13 protein-coding genes are annotated in these 14,702 nt (G+C 60.7%); 2 read left to right on the forward strand and 11 right to left on the reverse strand.

All coding sequences use genetic code 11. The annotated features are described in order from the left end of the window. Position 1 precedes the first annotated feature (1 nt). From AC4LE2_RS04790 to AC4LE2_RS04820, 7 genes are all read right to left on the reverse strand, one after another. Positions 2-409 carry a YbaY family lipoprotein gene (locus AC4LE2_RS04790; protein ID WP_491824459.1) on the reverse strand — a complete coding sequence of 136 codons (408 nt, stop codon included), beginning with the start codon at positions 407-409 and terminating at the stop codon, positions 2-4. A gap of 111 nt (positions 410-520) precedes the next feature. Further along, positions 521-985 carry a YbaY family lipoprotein gene (locus tag AC4LE2_RS04795; protein ID WP_491824461.1) on the reverse strand — a complete coding sequence of 155 codons (465 nt, stop codon included), beginning with the start codon at positions 983-985 and terminating at the stop codon, positions 521-523. Between the two features lie 81 nt (positions 986-1,066). Then, the gene (gene plsB, locus AC4LE2_RS04800; protein WP_491824463.1) at positions 1,067-3,598 is read right to left on the reverse strand and encodes a glycerol-3-phosphate 1-O-acyltransferase PlsB; all 2,532 of its coding nucleotides are present in this window, start codon (positions 3,596-3,598) and stop codon (positions 1,067-1,069) included. 89 nt (positions 3,599-3,687) lie between these two features. Then, positions 3,688-4,062, reverse strand: a complete 375-nt coding sequence (locus AC4LE2_RS04805) for a hypothetical protein (protein WP_491824465.1) — start codon at positions 4,060-4,062, stop codon at positions 3,688-3,690. Positions 4,063-4,072: 10 nt separating this feature from the next. Further along, positions 4,073-4,918 carry a putative RNA methyltransferase gene (locus AC4LE2_RS04810; RefSeq protein WP_491824467.1) on the reverse strand — a complete coding sequence of 282 codons (846 nt, stop codon included), beginning with the start codon at positions 4,916-4,918 and terminating at the stop codon, positions 4,073-4,075. Continuing rightward, positions 4,918-6,069: a succinyl-diaminopimelate desuccinylase gene (gene dapE, locus AC4LE2_RS04815; RefSeq protein WP_491824469.1), complete on the reverse strand. Its 1,152-nt coding sequence runs from the start codon at positions 6,067-6,069 to the stop codon at positions 4,918-4,920. The genes AC4LE2_RS04810 and dapE overlap by 1 nt, the downstream gene beginning before the upstream one ends. 85 nt (positions 6,070-6,154) lie before the next feature. Continuing rightward, the gene (locus AC4LE2_RS04820) at positions 6,155-8,749 is read right to left on the reverse strand and encodes a glycosyltransferase (protein WP_491824471.1); all 2,595 of its coding nucleotides are present in this window, start codon (positions 8,747-8,749) and stop codon (positions 6,155-6,157) included. A gap of 139 nt (positions 8,750-8,888) precedes the next feature. Between AC4LE2_RS04820 and tcdA the strand changes: the two genes are divergently transcribed. After that, on the forward strand, positions 8,889-9,710 hold the full coding sequence (tcdA, locus tag AC4LE2_RS04825; RefSeq protein ID WP_491824473.1) for a tRNA cyclic N6-threonylcarbamoyladenosine(37) synthase TcdA: 822 nt from the start codon (positions 8,889-8,891) through the stop codon (positions 9,708-9,710). Here the strand turns inward: tcdA and AC4LE2_RS04830 are convergent. The 4 genes from AC4LE2_RS04830 to AC4LE2_RS04845 are packed head-to-tail and all read right to left on the reverse strand — an operon-like array spanning position 9,692 to position 12,784. After that, positions 9,692-10,123, reverse strand: coding sequence for a SufE family protein (locus AC4LE2_RS04830; protein WP_491824475.1), 432 nt, complete (start codon positions 10,121-10,123; stop codon positions 9,692-9,694). The two genes, tcdA and AC4LE2_RS04830, sit on opposite strands and share 19 nt — an antisense overlap. After that, complete coding sequence (locus tag AC4LE2_RS04835) at positions 10,120-11,325, reverse strand: cysteine desulfurase (protein WP_491824477.1); 1,206 nt, start codon at positions 11,323-11,325, stop codon at positions 10,120-10,122. Before AC4LE2_RS04835 ends, AC4LE2_RS04830 begins: the two co-directional genes overlap by 4 nt. Before the next feature lie 45 nt (positions 11,326-11,370). Then, a complete protein-coding gene (gene dapD / locus AC4LE2_RS04840; RefSeq protein ID WP_491824479.1) occupies positions 11,371-12,405 on the reverse strand; it encodes a 2,3,4,5-tetrahydropyridine-2,6-dicarboxylate N-succinyltransferase in 1,035 nt (344 codons plus the stop codon). Positions 12,406-12,436: 31 nt separating this feature from the next. After that, positions 12,437-12,784, reverse strand: a complete 348-nt coding sequence (locus tag AC4LE2_RS04845; RefSeq protein WP_491824481.1) for an ArsC family reductase — start codon at positions 12,782-12,784, stop codon at positions 12,437-12,439. A gap of 366 nt (positions 12,785-13,150) precedes the next feature. On the opposite strand from AC4LE2_RS04845, the gene katB reads away from it, so the two are divergent. Further along, a complete protein-coding gene (gene katB / locus AC4LE2_RS04850; protein WP_491824483.1) occupies positions 13,151-14,680 on the forward strand; it encodes a catalase KatB in 1,530 nt (509 codons plus the stop codon). Positions 14,681-14,702 lie beyond the last annotated feature (22 nt).

The raw sequence follows: 14,702 nt of genomic DNA on the forward strand, positions 1-14,702 counted from the left end.
CTCAGCGCATCGGGTTGACCATTACCTGATCGACACGTACGCGCAAAGGCAGCGGGTCGCTGCCATCGAGCGCCACGGGTACGGCTTCTGTATTGATCCACAGTAAGCGCCCGGCAGCCTCGATGCGCGCCGTTACGGCATAGCGGTGGCCAGCGGTTACACGCCCGCGGTCGTAGGTCAGTTCGAACGGCAGAGGCACCTGTGCACCGGACGGGCCGGTGTAGTGAGCCAGAGGCTGCGCGGGCGCATCGGCAAGGGACACGTCGGCCAACGTAACGCTCAATACTGCGTTCGGCGGCAAAGCAATGCGCTGCAGGTAAAAGGCTTCGCCCCGCAGGATGTCGGTTGCGGGTCCAGTGCTGCAGGCACTAAGGGCGAGGGTCATGACTAAGGTAGCAAGGCGTTTCACTGGCACACTCCGTTTCGCAAAAGCCGCTACTGTACTGGATGGCTGAAAGGCACGCAGCTAAAGGCCCCTTGCAAGGTAAGCCGCGCCCTCAAGGAAAGCGCGGCCTGTGTATCAACTACGGTCGTCAGTGAGTTCTGGCAGTTTTACTATGTCTTCCAGTATGGCTAGATCAGCCAGGTCCTTTGGGTTGCGACGGGTCGGGCCGATGCCGCGTTCCAGGTCAATTAAGTTGCCGCCATGAATACCGCCCGTCTGAGCAGAGGCAAGTTTGATGTCCATGCGGGTTGCTTCCGGCAGGGCCACCGGTTGGTAGGTGTCGGTTACTTTGTACAGCCGGCCTTTATGATGCAGGGTAGCGGTGAGGCTGTAGGTTCTGCCGTCAACCAAACTGGCCAAGTCGTATTCCAAGGTATAGGTCAGTGGACCGTTATGGGACACCTGGCGTGTGGTGCTGGCCAGCGGGGTAGCCTCAGCGTCTTCAGGCGGGTCCTCCCACAAGTCCACCTTTAAGGTAACCGCAGGTAAAAATTCGCGGGTGAGGTAATACAGGGTGCCGGTTAGTGTGGCTGTGCTCATGGTGCTCTCCTTGCGTGAATAAGCCCGGCATCATTGGCCGGGCGCTCACCATAGGAGGAAATCACTAGGCCGCCGTGGTGGTTATTTATCCGCAGGCGGCGCGTCGGGCAACAAGGCTTCTGGCACCCCTCCAAGCTCACTGGCCGCGAGTTCATCGCTACGGTGCAGGGTGACCTGGCGAATGGACAGCCTTACCTCTGCGGACAGCACGCGTTTGGCCGCCCCTTCAGCCAATTCGCCCAGTCGGGCGTGATAGCCCAGCTTGCCCTCCGGATTGCGGTGCACCACCTCGGTATCGATCAATGCCTGGATAAAATGGCGGAACAGGCTTTTGTCGAAAAACTCCGGGGCATTAAGGCCATGGAGGATCGACAGCCGCTGCGCCATGACCGTAGCCAAATCTTCCAGCGCTTCGGCAGTAAGGCCGTATTGGCCATGGTTGAGTAGCAGGGCTGTGGCCATATAAAAGCGCTGCAAGGTTTGGGTAATGCCCCGCGCCAGCAACGTAAGCAGCACGAACTGTCGGGTACTGGGTGCCGGGCGCAAATAGCTGTCGCCTTCCTGGCGCAGTAGCCCCTGGGCCACGAAGGCGCTCAGCCATTGGTCCATTAGGGCGTTTAGCTCATCCACGGGCCAACGGATAAACAGCTCGGCTTGCAGATAAGGGTAAAGCGCCTTGGCAAAGCGCAGCACCTGCAGGCGGTCGATACGCGCGGAACTCTGGAACAAACTGGCCAGCAGGGCGGGCAGGGCAAACACATGCAATACGTTGTTGCGGTAGTACGTCATGAGCACGGCATTTTGTTCATTCAAGTACAAAATGCGGCCCAAGGCATCGGTTTGTTCGGCCACTAACCCCATGCCTTTGACGTGGTCGATTAACGCCTGCCCGTTACCATCGGGCACTGTGGTGTAGAGGGAGTAAGGCACCGTTCGTAGCAGGCTCAGGAACAGGTCCAGTACACGGGCCAGCGCTTGTTCATCCAAGGCTTGGCGGGTGGTAGACAACAGCGCCAGCGCCACCAGGTTGGCAGGGTTGATGGCTGCGGCCTCGTTGATACCGCGGGCGACCTGCTGCCCCAGACGGTGGGTGACCTGGTTCAGCCAGGCAGGCTTGAAGTCTGCCGCCATAGGCTGGGTGCGCCAGCCTGGCTGTTGCTGCTCAAGAAACTCGGTAAGTTTGATGGGGCCGCCGAAATTGACCGACACCTGGCCAAATCGCTGCTTGAGCGCCCCTATCACCTTGAAGATATCCAGCACCGACTCTTTCTTCTTGCTGGCGCCCCGCAGCTCGCCCAGATAGGTACGCCCCTCCAGCACGCGCTCGTAGCCAATGTACACCGGTACGAAGACGATAGGGGTACGGGACGAACGCAGGTAGCTGCGCAAAGTAATCGCCAGCATGCCCGTTTTAGGTTGCAGCATGCGCCCGGTGCGCGAGCGCCCCCCTTCGACGAAGTACTCCACCGGGAAACCCTTGGTAAAGAGGGTGTGCAGGTACTCGTTGAAGACCGCCGTGTAGAGAGGGTTGCCCTTGAAAGTGCGGCGCATGAAAAACGCGCCGCCACGGCGCAGCAGGCTGCCGATAACCGGCATGTTGAGGTTGATGCCTGCGGCGATGTGCGGGGGCGTGAGGCCGTTACGGAAGAGCAGGTAGGACAGCAGCAGGTAGTCGATGTGGCTGCGATGGCAGGGGACGTAGATCACCTCATGCCCTGGCGCGATCGCTTGTACCTGCTCGATCTGGCTGACCTTGATGCCGTCATAGATCTTGTTCCAGAACCAGCTCAGGATCACTTCAAGAAAACGAATGGCCGTGTAGGTATAGTCCGAAGCGATCTCGTTGCCATAGCGCAGCGCCTGGGCCTCGGCACGCGCTACGGTAATATGTTGCCGCGCCGCCTCCTCAGCGATGGCCTGGCGTACCAAGGCTGAGTGCACCAGGCCTTTGACCAAATGCCGGCGATGAGAGATGTCTGGCCCGATCACGGCAGCGCGTTGCTGCCGGAAATGCACCCTGAGCAACCGTTGTGCCATGCGTACGGTGCGCTCGGCACCTTTGCCCGTCTCGACCAGGCTACGTAAGGAAATAGGCGGCGCGAACTGTACTCGGGTCTTGCGGCCCAAGATTAACACAGTGATTAGCCGTCGCAGGCGGCCGGTGACCGCCCAGCTGTCCGCAAACAGCAGTTTCCAGGGGCTCGATTCGCTTTCAGGCGAAAGCCCCCAGAATACGCTTACCGGTACGATGAGCGCGTCCTCAGAAGGGGCTGCCATGCAGGCGTCTACAAGCCGTTTCAATACTGGAGGCGCGCCGCGTTTGTCGCGGCGGCCCAACCAGTCAGCGGCAGGGGTCAGGTAAAAGAAAGCCCGTCGTTCCAGGCTGGGCCCTAGCGCTACCGGCAGCGCAGGCCGTGGCAGGCCCAAGCGAGTGCATTCGTGATCGACGACTGCAAGGTCTGTGACTGCCGGGCTGTCCAGCACATAGATAATGGCCTTGCTGCGGTCGAGCGTGGTGCTCACACCCGGATTGATGGTTTCCGAGCGGACCCATAGAAACAGGATCCGGCGCAGTGCACTGAATACCACGCGGTGCAATACAGAAGGGGTCATACGAGCGAGCTCAGGTGAACAAGGCGCTAGTGTGACAGATCATCGAAAAAAAGCCCTGTCAGGGCTTTATCTGTAGCACCTTGAAACGGTTACGTGCGCCAGGTGATTTCCTGCTCACCTTCGGCACTGACCCGGATCCAGCGGTCCGCGCTGTCTTCGCCTTCCTCTTCGATCCAGCTGCCGGGGGAGCACCGTACCTCTACCCCAAGGGCCACATGGGCTGCTCGGGCGCAGGCGATATCGTCCACCCATGGGGTCTGGTCGCTTTCGAGGTAAAGGCTGTTCCACTTGCCGACGGCCAGCGGCACCCAGGTCACAGGGACCGGCCCCGCAGTGCACTGCCAGGCCTGGCCTTTCTGCGCCCAGGGGCTGCAGGCCCCAAGCGCCTGGGTAAGCCACGCCGTGATTGCCTTGTGGTCGACCTCGGTGTCCTTCAGGTAGATCTCGATGTCCGGTTGCTGCATGGTGGGCTCACTAGGTGGAAGGGTGACTGACCGGGAGGGCTGCGCCTGGCTCGAAGGTGAAGTAATCGTAACGCATGGAGACGGTTACCGCGAAAGGCCCCGGATGATCGATCACCGCTTGCCGCCGCTGAGCACTGGCCCGCCAGCCGTGGGGGGTCATGGCGAGCAGGTTGGCGCGGCTCGTGCCATCGATCAGGCGCAGCCGATAGCTGAGCACTTCGGTGTGGGTCAGGCGCATGCCGTCGGGCACCCGGGCCAAGTGCTTGTCGTCCACGTAGTCACGCACTTCGTCATACAGCTCCTGGCGCAACTCCATCAAGTGATCGGTGGTGGGGCCAACCCGCATCAGACCACCCCCTGGGCTTAACACGCGGCGGGCCTCGATCCAGTCCAGAGGGCTGAACACACTGGCGATGAAGCTACAGGACGCCTCGGCCAGGGGAACGCGGGCCATGCTTGCCACTAGCCAGTTCACCTGAGGCGCCCGGCGGCAGGCACGCTTGACCGCCTCACGGGAAATATCCAGCGCGAACCCTTCGCTGTGGGGCAAGGCCTGGGCCAGTTGTGCGGTGTAGTAGCCCTCGCCACAGCCGATGTCCAGCCACCGGGCGGGTTGATACTGGCGCGCCAGCGTTGCAAGGCGTTCGGCGACAGGCGCGTAATGACCTTCTTCGAGGAAGGTACGACGGGCGTCCACCATGGCCTGATTGTCACCCGGCGCCCGGCTGTTTTTATGCTGGACCGGCAACAGGTTGAGGTAGCCCTGGCGGGCGCGGTCGAAGCGATGCCCGGCAGGGCAGGCGACGCCATTGTCGGCTGTCGCCAGAGGGGCTGAACACAGTGGGCAGGTAAGCATCAGGCGAGCAGCTTCACGAGGGTGTGGTAGTAGATCTCGGTGAGTAGGTCCAGGTCGCTCGCCAGCACACGTTCATCCACTTGGTGGATGGTTGCATTGACGGGCCCCAGCTCTACGACTTGAGCGCCCAGGGTTGCGATAAAGCGGCCATCGCTGGTGCCTCCGCTGGTGGAAGGCTGGGTGTCCAGGCCGGTGACCGCCTTGATCGCGCCAGCCACCGCGCTCAACAGTTCGCCAGGCTGTGTCAGGAAGGGCAGGCCGGAGAGGGCCCAGTCAATCTCCCAGTCCAGCCCGTGCTGGTCGAGAATGGCCGCAACGCGTGACTGCAAGCCCTCAACTGTGGACTCCGTGGAAAAACGGAAATTGAACACAGCGGTCAGTTCACCGGGAATCACATTCGTCGCGCCGGTACCGCTATTGAGGTTGGAGACCTGAAAGCTGGTGGGCGGGAAAAAGGCATTGCCGTCGTCCCAGTGCTCGCTGGCCAACGCGGCCAAGGCGGGCGCGGCCAGGTGAATAGGGTTGCGCGCCAGGTGAGGGTAGGCCACATGGCCTTGCTTGCCACGTACGCGCAGGGTCGCCCCCAACGAACCTCGGCGGCCGTTCTTGACCATGTCGCCTACCTGCGCGGTGCTTGACGGCTCGCCCACGATGCACCAATCCAGCCGTTCCTGGCGGGCCGCCAGGCGCTCCACCACCGCCTTGGTGCCATGGTGGGCCGGGCCTTCTTCATCGCTGGTGATCAGGAATGCAAGGCCACCACGGTGAGCGGGGTAGTCGCTGACGAAGCGTTCGGCGGCCACTACCATGGCAGCCAGGCTACCCTTCATGTCAGCGGCGCCACGCCCGCAGAGCATGCCATTGTCATCGATCAACGCGTCGAAGGGCCCATGCTGCCACGCCTGGGTAGGGCCCGTTGGCACCACGTCCGTATGGCCAGCAAAGCACAGCACCGGGCCGTCGTTACCACCGTGGTAGGCCCAGAAGTTGTCAACGTCCTGGATTCGCATGGGTTCCAAGGCAAACCCGGCGTGCCCCAGGCGTTGCATCATCAGCGCCTGGCAGTCGGCATCCAGTGGGGTGACGGATGGGCGCCGGATCAGCTCGCAGGCCAAGGCTAAGGTGGGCGAAAGATCAGCGGTGGCCGTCATCGTGGGCTCCGGGCAGGCGTAAAAGGGGCTGCGTATGGTAAAGCAAAACGCCATGGTGTGCCGCCGCCGCAATGCTGCACAGGCCCTAACCATCGCTGAGGGCGACTTTGGCTGCCTGCGTAAGCTGCGGGCCGGCAGAGATAATGGCCAGTGTCACCGCTGCCAGGTAAGGCAGCGCCTGTACCAACAGCATCCCAAGCCACCACCGGGCATCGGAACTGGGAATGCCTTGGGTCAGGCAGATGCCGGCGGCTGCGCCCCATAGCAACGCCAATAGGTACAGTTCTTCCCGTGCTTCTGCCATGGCGCGTACGCTCCCTGAGCGATGAGCCAGCTTAGGCGTGCGAACGAACGGCATGCTTTGAGTGAACGCGCCGTATAGCACAGCCTTGCCGATCGTATGGGACAGCGCCAGCCCCGCTACCGCCGCGGAGGCCGCCTGCCCTAAGGACACGCCCAGGGTGCGCCGGTAAAGAAACAGCATCTTCCCTACCTTGAAACTGAACAGGGCCAATGGGGGAATGGCAAACACCAGCAAGGGCGGCTCAATCCGGTTCGGCACGATGATCATCGCGCCCGACCACAGCAGCGCCCCGAAGGTGAAGAAGATGTTCATGCCATCCGCGATCCACGGCAGCCAACCTGCCACGAAGTGATAGCGCTGCCCTCGGCTCAGGCACGCACCGGGGCCCAGCAATAACGGGGCGGCGTGGCGCTTGAGGATTTGCATGGCCCCATATGCCCACCGTGCCCGTTGCTTTTTGAAGGCGCTGAACGTGTCGGGCATCAGGCCCTGACCATAGCTGCGTGGGTGATACGCTGCCGACAAGCCAGCCTCGAATACCCGCAGGCCCAATTCAGCGTCCTCGCAGATGCACCATTGTGCCCAGCCAAGGCGGTCCAGCACGTCGCGCCGGACCAGGGTCATGGTGCCGTGCTGGATAATCGCGTCGCGGTCGTTGCGGGTCACCATGCCGATATGGAAAAACCCGCGGTACTCCAAGTAGCACAGTTGCTTGAACAGGCTCTCGTGGTTGTCGCGGTAATCCTGTGGGCTTTGCACGATAGCGATGCGCGGGTCGGCGAAGTGCGGAACCATGTGCTTGAGCCAATCGGGTGCCACGCAGTAGTCGGCGTCGACCACGGCGATCACCTGCGCATCGTCAGCCGTTCGGGCAAGCAGGTAATTGAGTGCACCCCCCTTGAAGCCTTCCAAGGGCGCCACATGGAAAAACCTGAAGCGAGGCCCGAGGGCGGCACAATGGTCGCGGACCGGCGCCCAAACGGCCGGGTCCTGCGTATTGTTATCGATCACCAGCACTTCGAAGTCGGGGTAGTCGAGCGCCGCGAGCGCATCCAGGCTGGCGTTCACCATGCTTGGCGGTTCGTTGTAACACGGCAGGTGAATGGACACCTTGGGCCGGGGGGCATCGGCATACTCTACGGGCGTGAAGGGCCGTCGACGCTTGCGGGTCCACACCGCTTCGGCCAGTTCATGGGCTTCTGTCAGCAGTACGATGGCAACGCCGATCACACCCAGAGCCAATAGGCCGCCTACGATAAGGCTGAACCACGTGCTGTATTGCTGACTGTAGTCGTAGGCAATCCAGACCAGTACCGATCCGCACAAGAAGGCAACGAAGGTCAGGAAGGTACGCCCACGTTGGCGCAGTGCAGAGCCGTCGATAAGCAGCAGGGCCAGTGCAACCAGCGCAAGAACGGCCGATGCCGTGGCCAATATCCGCCATTGGGGGATCGCGACCACAGGCCCGGTAAAGTTGAACTTGGGCTGCCTTGCAGCGTTGAATACGCCCCAGTACGCGCCCACCGAGCCTTCGTCATCGGCTTTCCACGGTTGGTCGTACGCCTCAATCACGAAGTAGTCATAGCCTCTTCGGTTAAGCGTGTTCACCAGCTTGCGCAAATACACAGCTTGGTCGGCCTGGGTAGCGTCGGCGCCGCCGCGCATATGACCATTGCTGGGCCAGCCTACCTCGGACAGCAGCAGTTGCTTTTTAGGAAACTGCCGGCGCAGGTCTTTGGCTCGCTCCAGTACGAACTGGCCGGCCTCTTCCATGGGTACGAACTCCCAATAGGGGAGTATGTGCGCAGCGATCAGGTCTGCATGATCGGCCAGTTCGGGATGATGGGCCCAGACGTGCCATTGCTCAGACGTGGTGACCGGCACCTTGACAGCAGCACGCACGCGGTCCAGGTACCCTGTCAGTTGGGCTGAAGTTACCTCTTCACGAAACAGCGACTCGTTGCCTACGATCACCCGCACGACGCTGCGGTAGCGGTTGGCCAGATCAATGCCGATAGCCATTTCACGCTCATTGCGGGCAAAGTCGTTACCGATCCAGATACCTAACGTGACCTGTACCCCGGCTTCCTCGGCCAAGCGCGGGATGTCGGCCTGGCTGCCGGCAACGGAATAGGTGCGCACGCTGTCGGTGTACTGGCTCAGTTGCATCAAGTCCTGAAGCAACTCTTCGTCGCTAGGGTAGCGGTTTACCTGCGGGTTCTGCCCCAAACGAAAAGGCGAGTATGAAAACCCCGAGATCCGGTCTGGCCAGTTAGGTGCGGCGACGGGGCGATTGATCAGTGCCCAGCCCCCAATAAATAATGCGGCGATAGCCATGATGGTTATCAGGTTCAAGCCTAACGTGCGGGTGGGCATTGAGTGCTACGTCCTTGCAGATTCTCAACAGCTGAAACCGAACGGCCAGGAAAGTTGCTCCTGCGTTTCGAATATCGCCTTTCGCTTCGCCTTATCGGCCACGTCCGTATAATCGGCGCCTTAGCGACGAGGGGTGGCAATGAGTTCTGAGGATCCAAGATTTAGCGGAGTAGCCCGTCTATATGGGGCCACGGGGCTGGCTCGGCTGCAGGCAGCCCACGTGGCAGTGGTGGGCGTAGGCGGTGTGGGGTCGTGGGCCGCTGAAGCCTTTGTGCGAAGCGGTGTAGGCGAAATTTCACTGTTCGACCTGGACGACGTCTGCGTGAGCAACACCAACCGGCAATCCCATGCGCTGGAAGGCAACGTGGGGCGGGCCAAGGTCGAGGTACTGGCAGAGCGCCTGCAGGCAATCAATCCGGCTTGCACCGTGCATGCGGTTGCGGACTTTGTAACGGCCGACACTTTGGCCCACTACCTCAACGATTCACTGGACTTCGTGCTGGATTGCATCGACAGCGTGAACGCCAAGGCGGCTGTGATCGGCTGGTGCAGGCGGCGAAAGCTGCCCATCATCACCACCGGTGGCGCAGGCGGGCAGGTCGACCCTACCCAAGTAAGCGTGTGTGACCTGAACCGCACCTGGAATGACCCTTTGGCATCCAAGGTGCGTTCATTGCTGCGGCGCGACTACGGGTTTTCACGCAACACCTCGCGCAGTTATGGCGTGCCTTGTGTGTTTTCTACCGAGCAAATGAGGTACCCCACCGCCGAGGGCGGTGTGTGCTTGAGCAAAGCCTTTGTCGGGGAGGGGGTGCGCCTGGATTGCGCCGGGGGCGTTGGCGCCGTGATGATGGTCACCGCCACCTTTGGAATGGTCGCGGTAAGCAAGGCTGTGGAGAAGCTGGTGGCAGGTGCGCGGCGGCCTTCGGAGCGCTCGCTTGTTCAGGCGCCAGGGGAGTAGGGCACCTCCGCCACCTGCTTGCGCATCTGACCCAATACCGCGTTAAGCCCGTTGCTGCGCGACGGCGTGAGCTGGCGTTGCAGGCCCAGGTCGGCAAACCAGGGCTGCAGGTCGAGCTGCAACAGGGCTGCCGGGGTTAGCCCATTGACCCTTGCGAGCAATACCGCCAACAAGCCGCGTAGCAGGCGTGCATCGCTGCTGGCCCGAAACACCCAATAACCGTTCAGCGCTTCGCCTACCAACCACACCTGGCTTTCACAGCCGTGAACGCGGTGGGCATCAATCAGCTCGTCGGGGCCAAGCGGGGCAAGGCGTTCGCCCTCCTGCATCAATAAACGCGCCCTGGCTTCCCACGAGGTACAACCCGCGAAGCGGGCCTGAACCTCCAAGGCGTCGGCAGGCAGCGTCTTCATCGCAACACCGCCAGCGCACTGTCCAAGGCTAGAAAGAAGCGCTTGAGGTCTTCTGAATCGTTGTAGAGGCCAAGGCTTACGCGGATGGCCCCGCTCAGGCCCAAGGTAGCGAACAGCGGCTGGGCGCAGTGCGTACCCACCCGTACCGCGATGCCTTGGTCGGTGAGCAAGTGTGCAAGGTCCGCGTGATGGACATTGGGCACCACAAAGCTTGCCAAGGCGGTATCTGGGTTGCCCAGTAGCTGAATGCCTTCCCGATCACCCAGCCCGCGCAGCAGTTGTTGATGCAGCGCATGCTCATGGTCGAGTACCGCCTGCTCATCCAGCGAACTCAGCCAATCCAGCGTGGCCCCCAGCGCAATCACGTTGGCGATGGGCGGTGTGCCGGCTTCGAAACCCAATGGGGCGGGATGAAAGCTGGCGTGGTGATAATCGGCCTGGTGAACCATCTCGCCACCAAACTGTGCATGGCGTAATTTACCCAAGGCTTCACTGCGCCCATACAACACGCCTACACCGTCGGGGCCGTAGAGCTTGTGGCTGGAAAACGCGTAAAAGTCGCACCCCAGGGCTGCCAGGGCCTGACGCCCATGGACCACGCCCTGAGCACCATCAACCACTGATAGTGCCCCCTGTTGGCGTGCCAGGGCCACCAATGCTTTCACCGGTTGACGAGTACCAAGCACGTTGGACAGTTGGCTAACGGCGAGGAGTTTGGTGCGTGGGCCAATCAGCGCGTGGGCGCTGTCAACGCACACACGCCCTGATACATCCAGGGGCAGCACAATCAGGCGAGCGCCTCGACGGTGGGCCAATTGCTGCCAAGGCAACAGGTTGGCGTGGTGCTCCAAGGCGCTGACCGCAATTTCGTCACCCTGGCTGATCAGGTGTTCAAGGCCGTAGGCCAGCAGGTTGAAGGCTGAAGTCGCGCCGTGCGTGAAGATGATCTGGGCTGGCGCTGCCACCTGCAGCCAGTGAGCGACCTTCTCGCGACACCGCTCGAACGCCTGAGTAGCCAGCGCGCCTGGCAGGTGTTGCGCGCGATGAACGTTGGCGGCCCCGTGGGCATAATAATGGCCGAGTGCCGCCAACATGGCCTGGGGCTTCTGGGCCGTGGCCGCGCTGTCCAGGTAGGTTTGCTGCTGGCGCTCAAGCGCGGCAAGCGCGGGAAACTCCCCGCGCCACGGAGAAAGCTGAATCATGCTTGGGCCCCGTTACCGGCGGCTTGCGCCGCCACGGCAACCTGATCAGTTGTGCGCGTGCAGCGCGTCGTTGAGTTCGATGGCCGACTTGTGGGTTTTGCATTCGACCGCGCCGGTTTCTGAATTGCGGCGGAACAACAGGTCGGTTTGCCCAGCCAGGTCACGCGCCTTGACGACTTTCACCAATTGATTGGCATCATCGAGCAGTGCGACCTTTGTGCCAGCCGTGAGGTACAGGCCCGCCTCTACGGTGTTGCGGTCACCCAAGGGAATGCCAATCCCGGCATTGGCGCCGATCAGGCAGCCTTCGCCTACCTTGATCACGATATTGCCGCCCCCTGAGAGCGTACCCATGGTGGAGCAGCCACCGCCAAGGTCCGAGCCCTTGCCAACGAACACGCCTGCCGATACGCGGCCTTCGATCATGCCAGGGCCTTCGGTACCGGCATTGAAGTTGACGAAGCCTTCGTGCATCACCGTGGTGCCTTCGCCAATGTAGGCACCCAGGCGAACCCGGGCAGCGTCCGCGATACGCACGCCTGTAGGCACCACGTAATCAGTCATTTTCGGGAATTTGTCCACGGAGAACACGTCTAGCAACTTGCCTTTCAGGCGAGCCTCAAGCTGACGCGCCGGCAGCTCCGCCAAGTCGATAGCGCCTTCGCTCGTCCAGGCCACGTTAGGTAGCAGGGGGAAGATACCGCTCAGGTTCAAACCATGAGGGCGCGCCAGGCGGTGGGACAGCACATGCAGCTTGAGGTACGCCTCTGGCGTGGAGCTTAGCGCGGCGTCGCTTGCCAGCAGCGTGGCGACCAAGGGCTTTTGGCTTTCAGCCAGGCGCGTGAGCAATGCGGCCTGGGTCGGGTCAATGGCTTTGAGGGCCTCAGCCATCTGCGACGCCTGTGTAGCGCCGAACGTAATGGCTTCATTGCCACCGCTGTAGCCCAGCACTGGGGCAATGGCTTCAACCAGCGCTGCCGAAGGTGCCATCAAAGGCTGCGCGTAAAAAACTTCCAGCCATGCACCCTGACGGTTTTGAGTGCCGACGCCAAAGCCGAGGCTGAACAGAGAAGTGGTCATACATAGTCCTTTTTGAGGCGGGGCCGGCTGATTAGCTCAGGGCCGCCGCATAGTGATCGGGTTTGAAACCCACCAGGGTTCGGTCGCCAAGCTCTAGCACCGGGCGCTTGATCATGGATGGCTGCGCGAGCATCAGTTCGATGGCCTTGGCTTGATCCAGGTTGGCCTTTTGGGCGTCTGAGAGCTTGCGGAAGGTTGTACCTGCACGGTTGAGGACGGTTTCCCAACCATGGGTGCTGCACCAGCGCTGAAGGTGTGCGTGGTCGATGCCAGCGGTTTTGTAGTCATGAAAATCATAGGCAATGCCATGCTCATCCAACCAGCCGCGGGCTTTTTTCATGGTGTCGCACGCCTTGATGCCATAAAGAGTGTAAGCCATGTAAGTGAAGCGGCGGCCCTGGGCCCCAGCTTGTGCTCCGAATGTAAGGGGTTGGGAATTATGCGGCATCGTTCAAGGCTACGCCATGACCACGTGGTTGCAATCTGTGCCTTCAGCAAACCAGACGTGCCTGGGCAGGTCGGGATTTCCTATGGCCGACTGAAAATATTTCTTCAAATTATTTAAAGGTAGTTATGGTAAGTGAATGATTAAAGCATTACGCGCGCGATTGAATAAGTTGCTCTAGTGGTCTTCTTGTTACTTAATCTTTCTCTATTCGGGTTATAGGGCTTTTCAATTACAGTTCTAAAGCGTTGGCTCTCTAGGATTGAATGGCTCATCACCAACGAATCCATAAGGGATCACATGAAGCTCACTCGTTTAAGTGGCCAGGCGCTAGGTGTCGTGGCCTTCGGCGCGTTGACCGCCACGTCGGTCTATGCTGACACCTTGACTCGCGACAATGGCGCCCATGTTGGCGACAACCAGAACTCGCAGACCGCTGGCGCTACTGGCCCGGCGCTGCTACAAGACGTTCAATTGATCCAGAAGCTCCAGCGCTTCGACCGCGAGCGCATTCCAGAGCGCGTCGTGCATGCCCGGGGTACGGGGGCCAAAGGCGAATTCACCGCCACCGCCGACCTTGCCGACCTGACCAAGGCACGGGTTTTCCAGGCGGGTGAACACACGCCGGTATTCGTACGCTTCTCGGCCGTAGTGCATGGCAACCATTCTCCGGAAACCCTGCGTGACCCCCGTGGTTTTGCTACTAAGTTTTATACCGCCGACGGTAACTGGGACTTGGTAGGCAATAACTTCCCGACCTTTTTTATTCGTGACGCCATCAAATTCCCAGACATGGTCCATGCGTTCAAACCGGACCCACGTACCAACTTGGACGACGACTCTCGGCGTTTTGATTTCTTCTCCCATGTACCGGAGGCGACCCGTACGCTGACCCAGCTATACGCTAACGAGGGCACCCCGGCCGGTTACCGTTTCATGGACGGCAACAGCGTTCATGCCTACAAGCTGGTGAACGCCAAGGGTGATGTGCACTACGTCAAATTCCACTGGAAGAGCCTCCAAGGAATCAAGAACCTGGACCCGGCTGAAGTCGCCAAGGTACAAGGCAAGGACTACAGCCATATGACCCACGACCTGGTCAATGCCATCAAGCAAGGGGACTACCCCAAGTGGGATTTGTATGTGCAGGTGCTCAAGCCTGAGCAACTGTCCACCTTCGATTTCGACCCACTGGATGCCACGAAAATCTGGCCAGACGTGCCGGAGCGTAAAATCGGGCAGATGGTGTTGAACAAGAACGTGGATAACGTCTTCCAGGAAACCGAGCAAGTGGCCATGGCGCCCGCGAACCTGGTGCCGGGGATCGAACCCTCCGAAGACCGTTTGCTGCAAGGGCGGATCTTCTCCTATGCCGATACCCAGCTGTATCGCGTGGGTACCAACGGTTTGAGCCTGCCGGTTAACCGCCCCCGCGTCGCGGTGAACAATGGCAACCAGGATGGTGCTATGAATAGTGGCCATACCACCACAGGCGTCAATTACGAACCTAGCCGTTTGAACCCTCGCGCTGCTGACGACAACGCCCGTTATAGCCAACTGCCACTTGAGGGGACGACCCAACAGAAGAAGATTCAGCGCGAGCAGAACTTCAAGCAGGCCGGTGATCTGTACCGTTCGTACAGCAAGAAGGAGCGTGCGGATCTGATCCAGAGCTTTGGCGAGTCCCTGGCAACCACTGACACCGAAAGCAAGCACATGATGCTGTCTTACCTGTACAAGGCCGACCCTGAATACGGTACGGGTGTTGCCAAAGTGGCTAAGGGTGACCTAGCCAAGGTGAAAGCCCTCGCCGCCCAGCTGAAGGACTGATCCGCCCCAGGGCCCGTCGCGA

The organism is Pseudomonas sp. 9.3L (genome assembly GCF_058536285.1).

Bases quoted from the DNA above. Each gene is read 5' to 3' on its own strand.
- AC4LE2_RS04795 (WP_491824461.1), bottom strand. From the start codon at position 985: ATGAGCACAGCCACACTAACCGGCACCCTGTATTACCTCACCCGCGAA.
- plsB (WP_491824463.1), bottom strand. From the start codon at position 3,598: ATGACCCCTTCTGTATTGCACCGCGTGGTATTCAGTGCACTGCGCCGG.
- AC4LE2_RS04805 (WP_491824465.1), bottom strand. From the start codon at position 4,062: ATGCAGCAACCGGACATCGAGATCTACCTGAAGGACACCGAGGTCGAC.
- AC4LE2_RS04810 (WP_491824467.1), bottom strand. From the start codon at position 4,918: ATGCTTACCTGCCCACTGTGTTCAGCCCCTCTGGCGACAGCCGACAAT.
- dapE (WP_491824469.1), bottom strand. From the start codon at position 6,069: ATGACGGCCACCGCTGATCTTTCGCCCACCTTAGCCTTGGCCTGCGAG.
- AC4LE2_RS04820 (WP_491824471.1), bottom strand. From the start codon at position 8,749: ATGCCCACCCGCACGTTAGGCTTGAACCTGATAACCATCATGGCTATC.
- tcdA (WP_491824473.1), top strand. From the start codon at position 8,889: ATGAGTTCTGAGGATCCAAGATTTAGCGGAGTAGCCCGTCTATATGGG.
- AC4LE2_RS04830 (WP_491824475.1), bottom strand. From the start codon at position 10,123: ATGAAGACGCTGCCTGCCGACGCCTTGGAGGTTCAGGCCCGCTTCGCG.
- AC4LE2_RS04835 (WP_491824477.1), bottom strand. From the start codon at position 11,325: ATGATTCAGCTTTCTCCGTGGCGCGGGGAGTTTCCCGCGCTTGCCGCG.
- dapD (WP_491824479.1), bottom strand. From the start codon at position 12,405: ATGACCACTTCTCTGTTCAGCCTCGGCTTTGGCGTCGGCACTCAAAAC.
- AC4LE2_RS04845 (WP_491824481.1), bottom strand. From the start codon at position 12,784: ATGGCTTACACTCTTTATGGCATCAAGGCGTGCGACACCATGAAAAAA.
- katB (WP_491824483.1), top strand. From the start codon at position 13,151: ATGAAGCTCACTCGTTTAAGTGGCCAGGCGCTAGGTGTCGTGGCCTTC.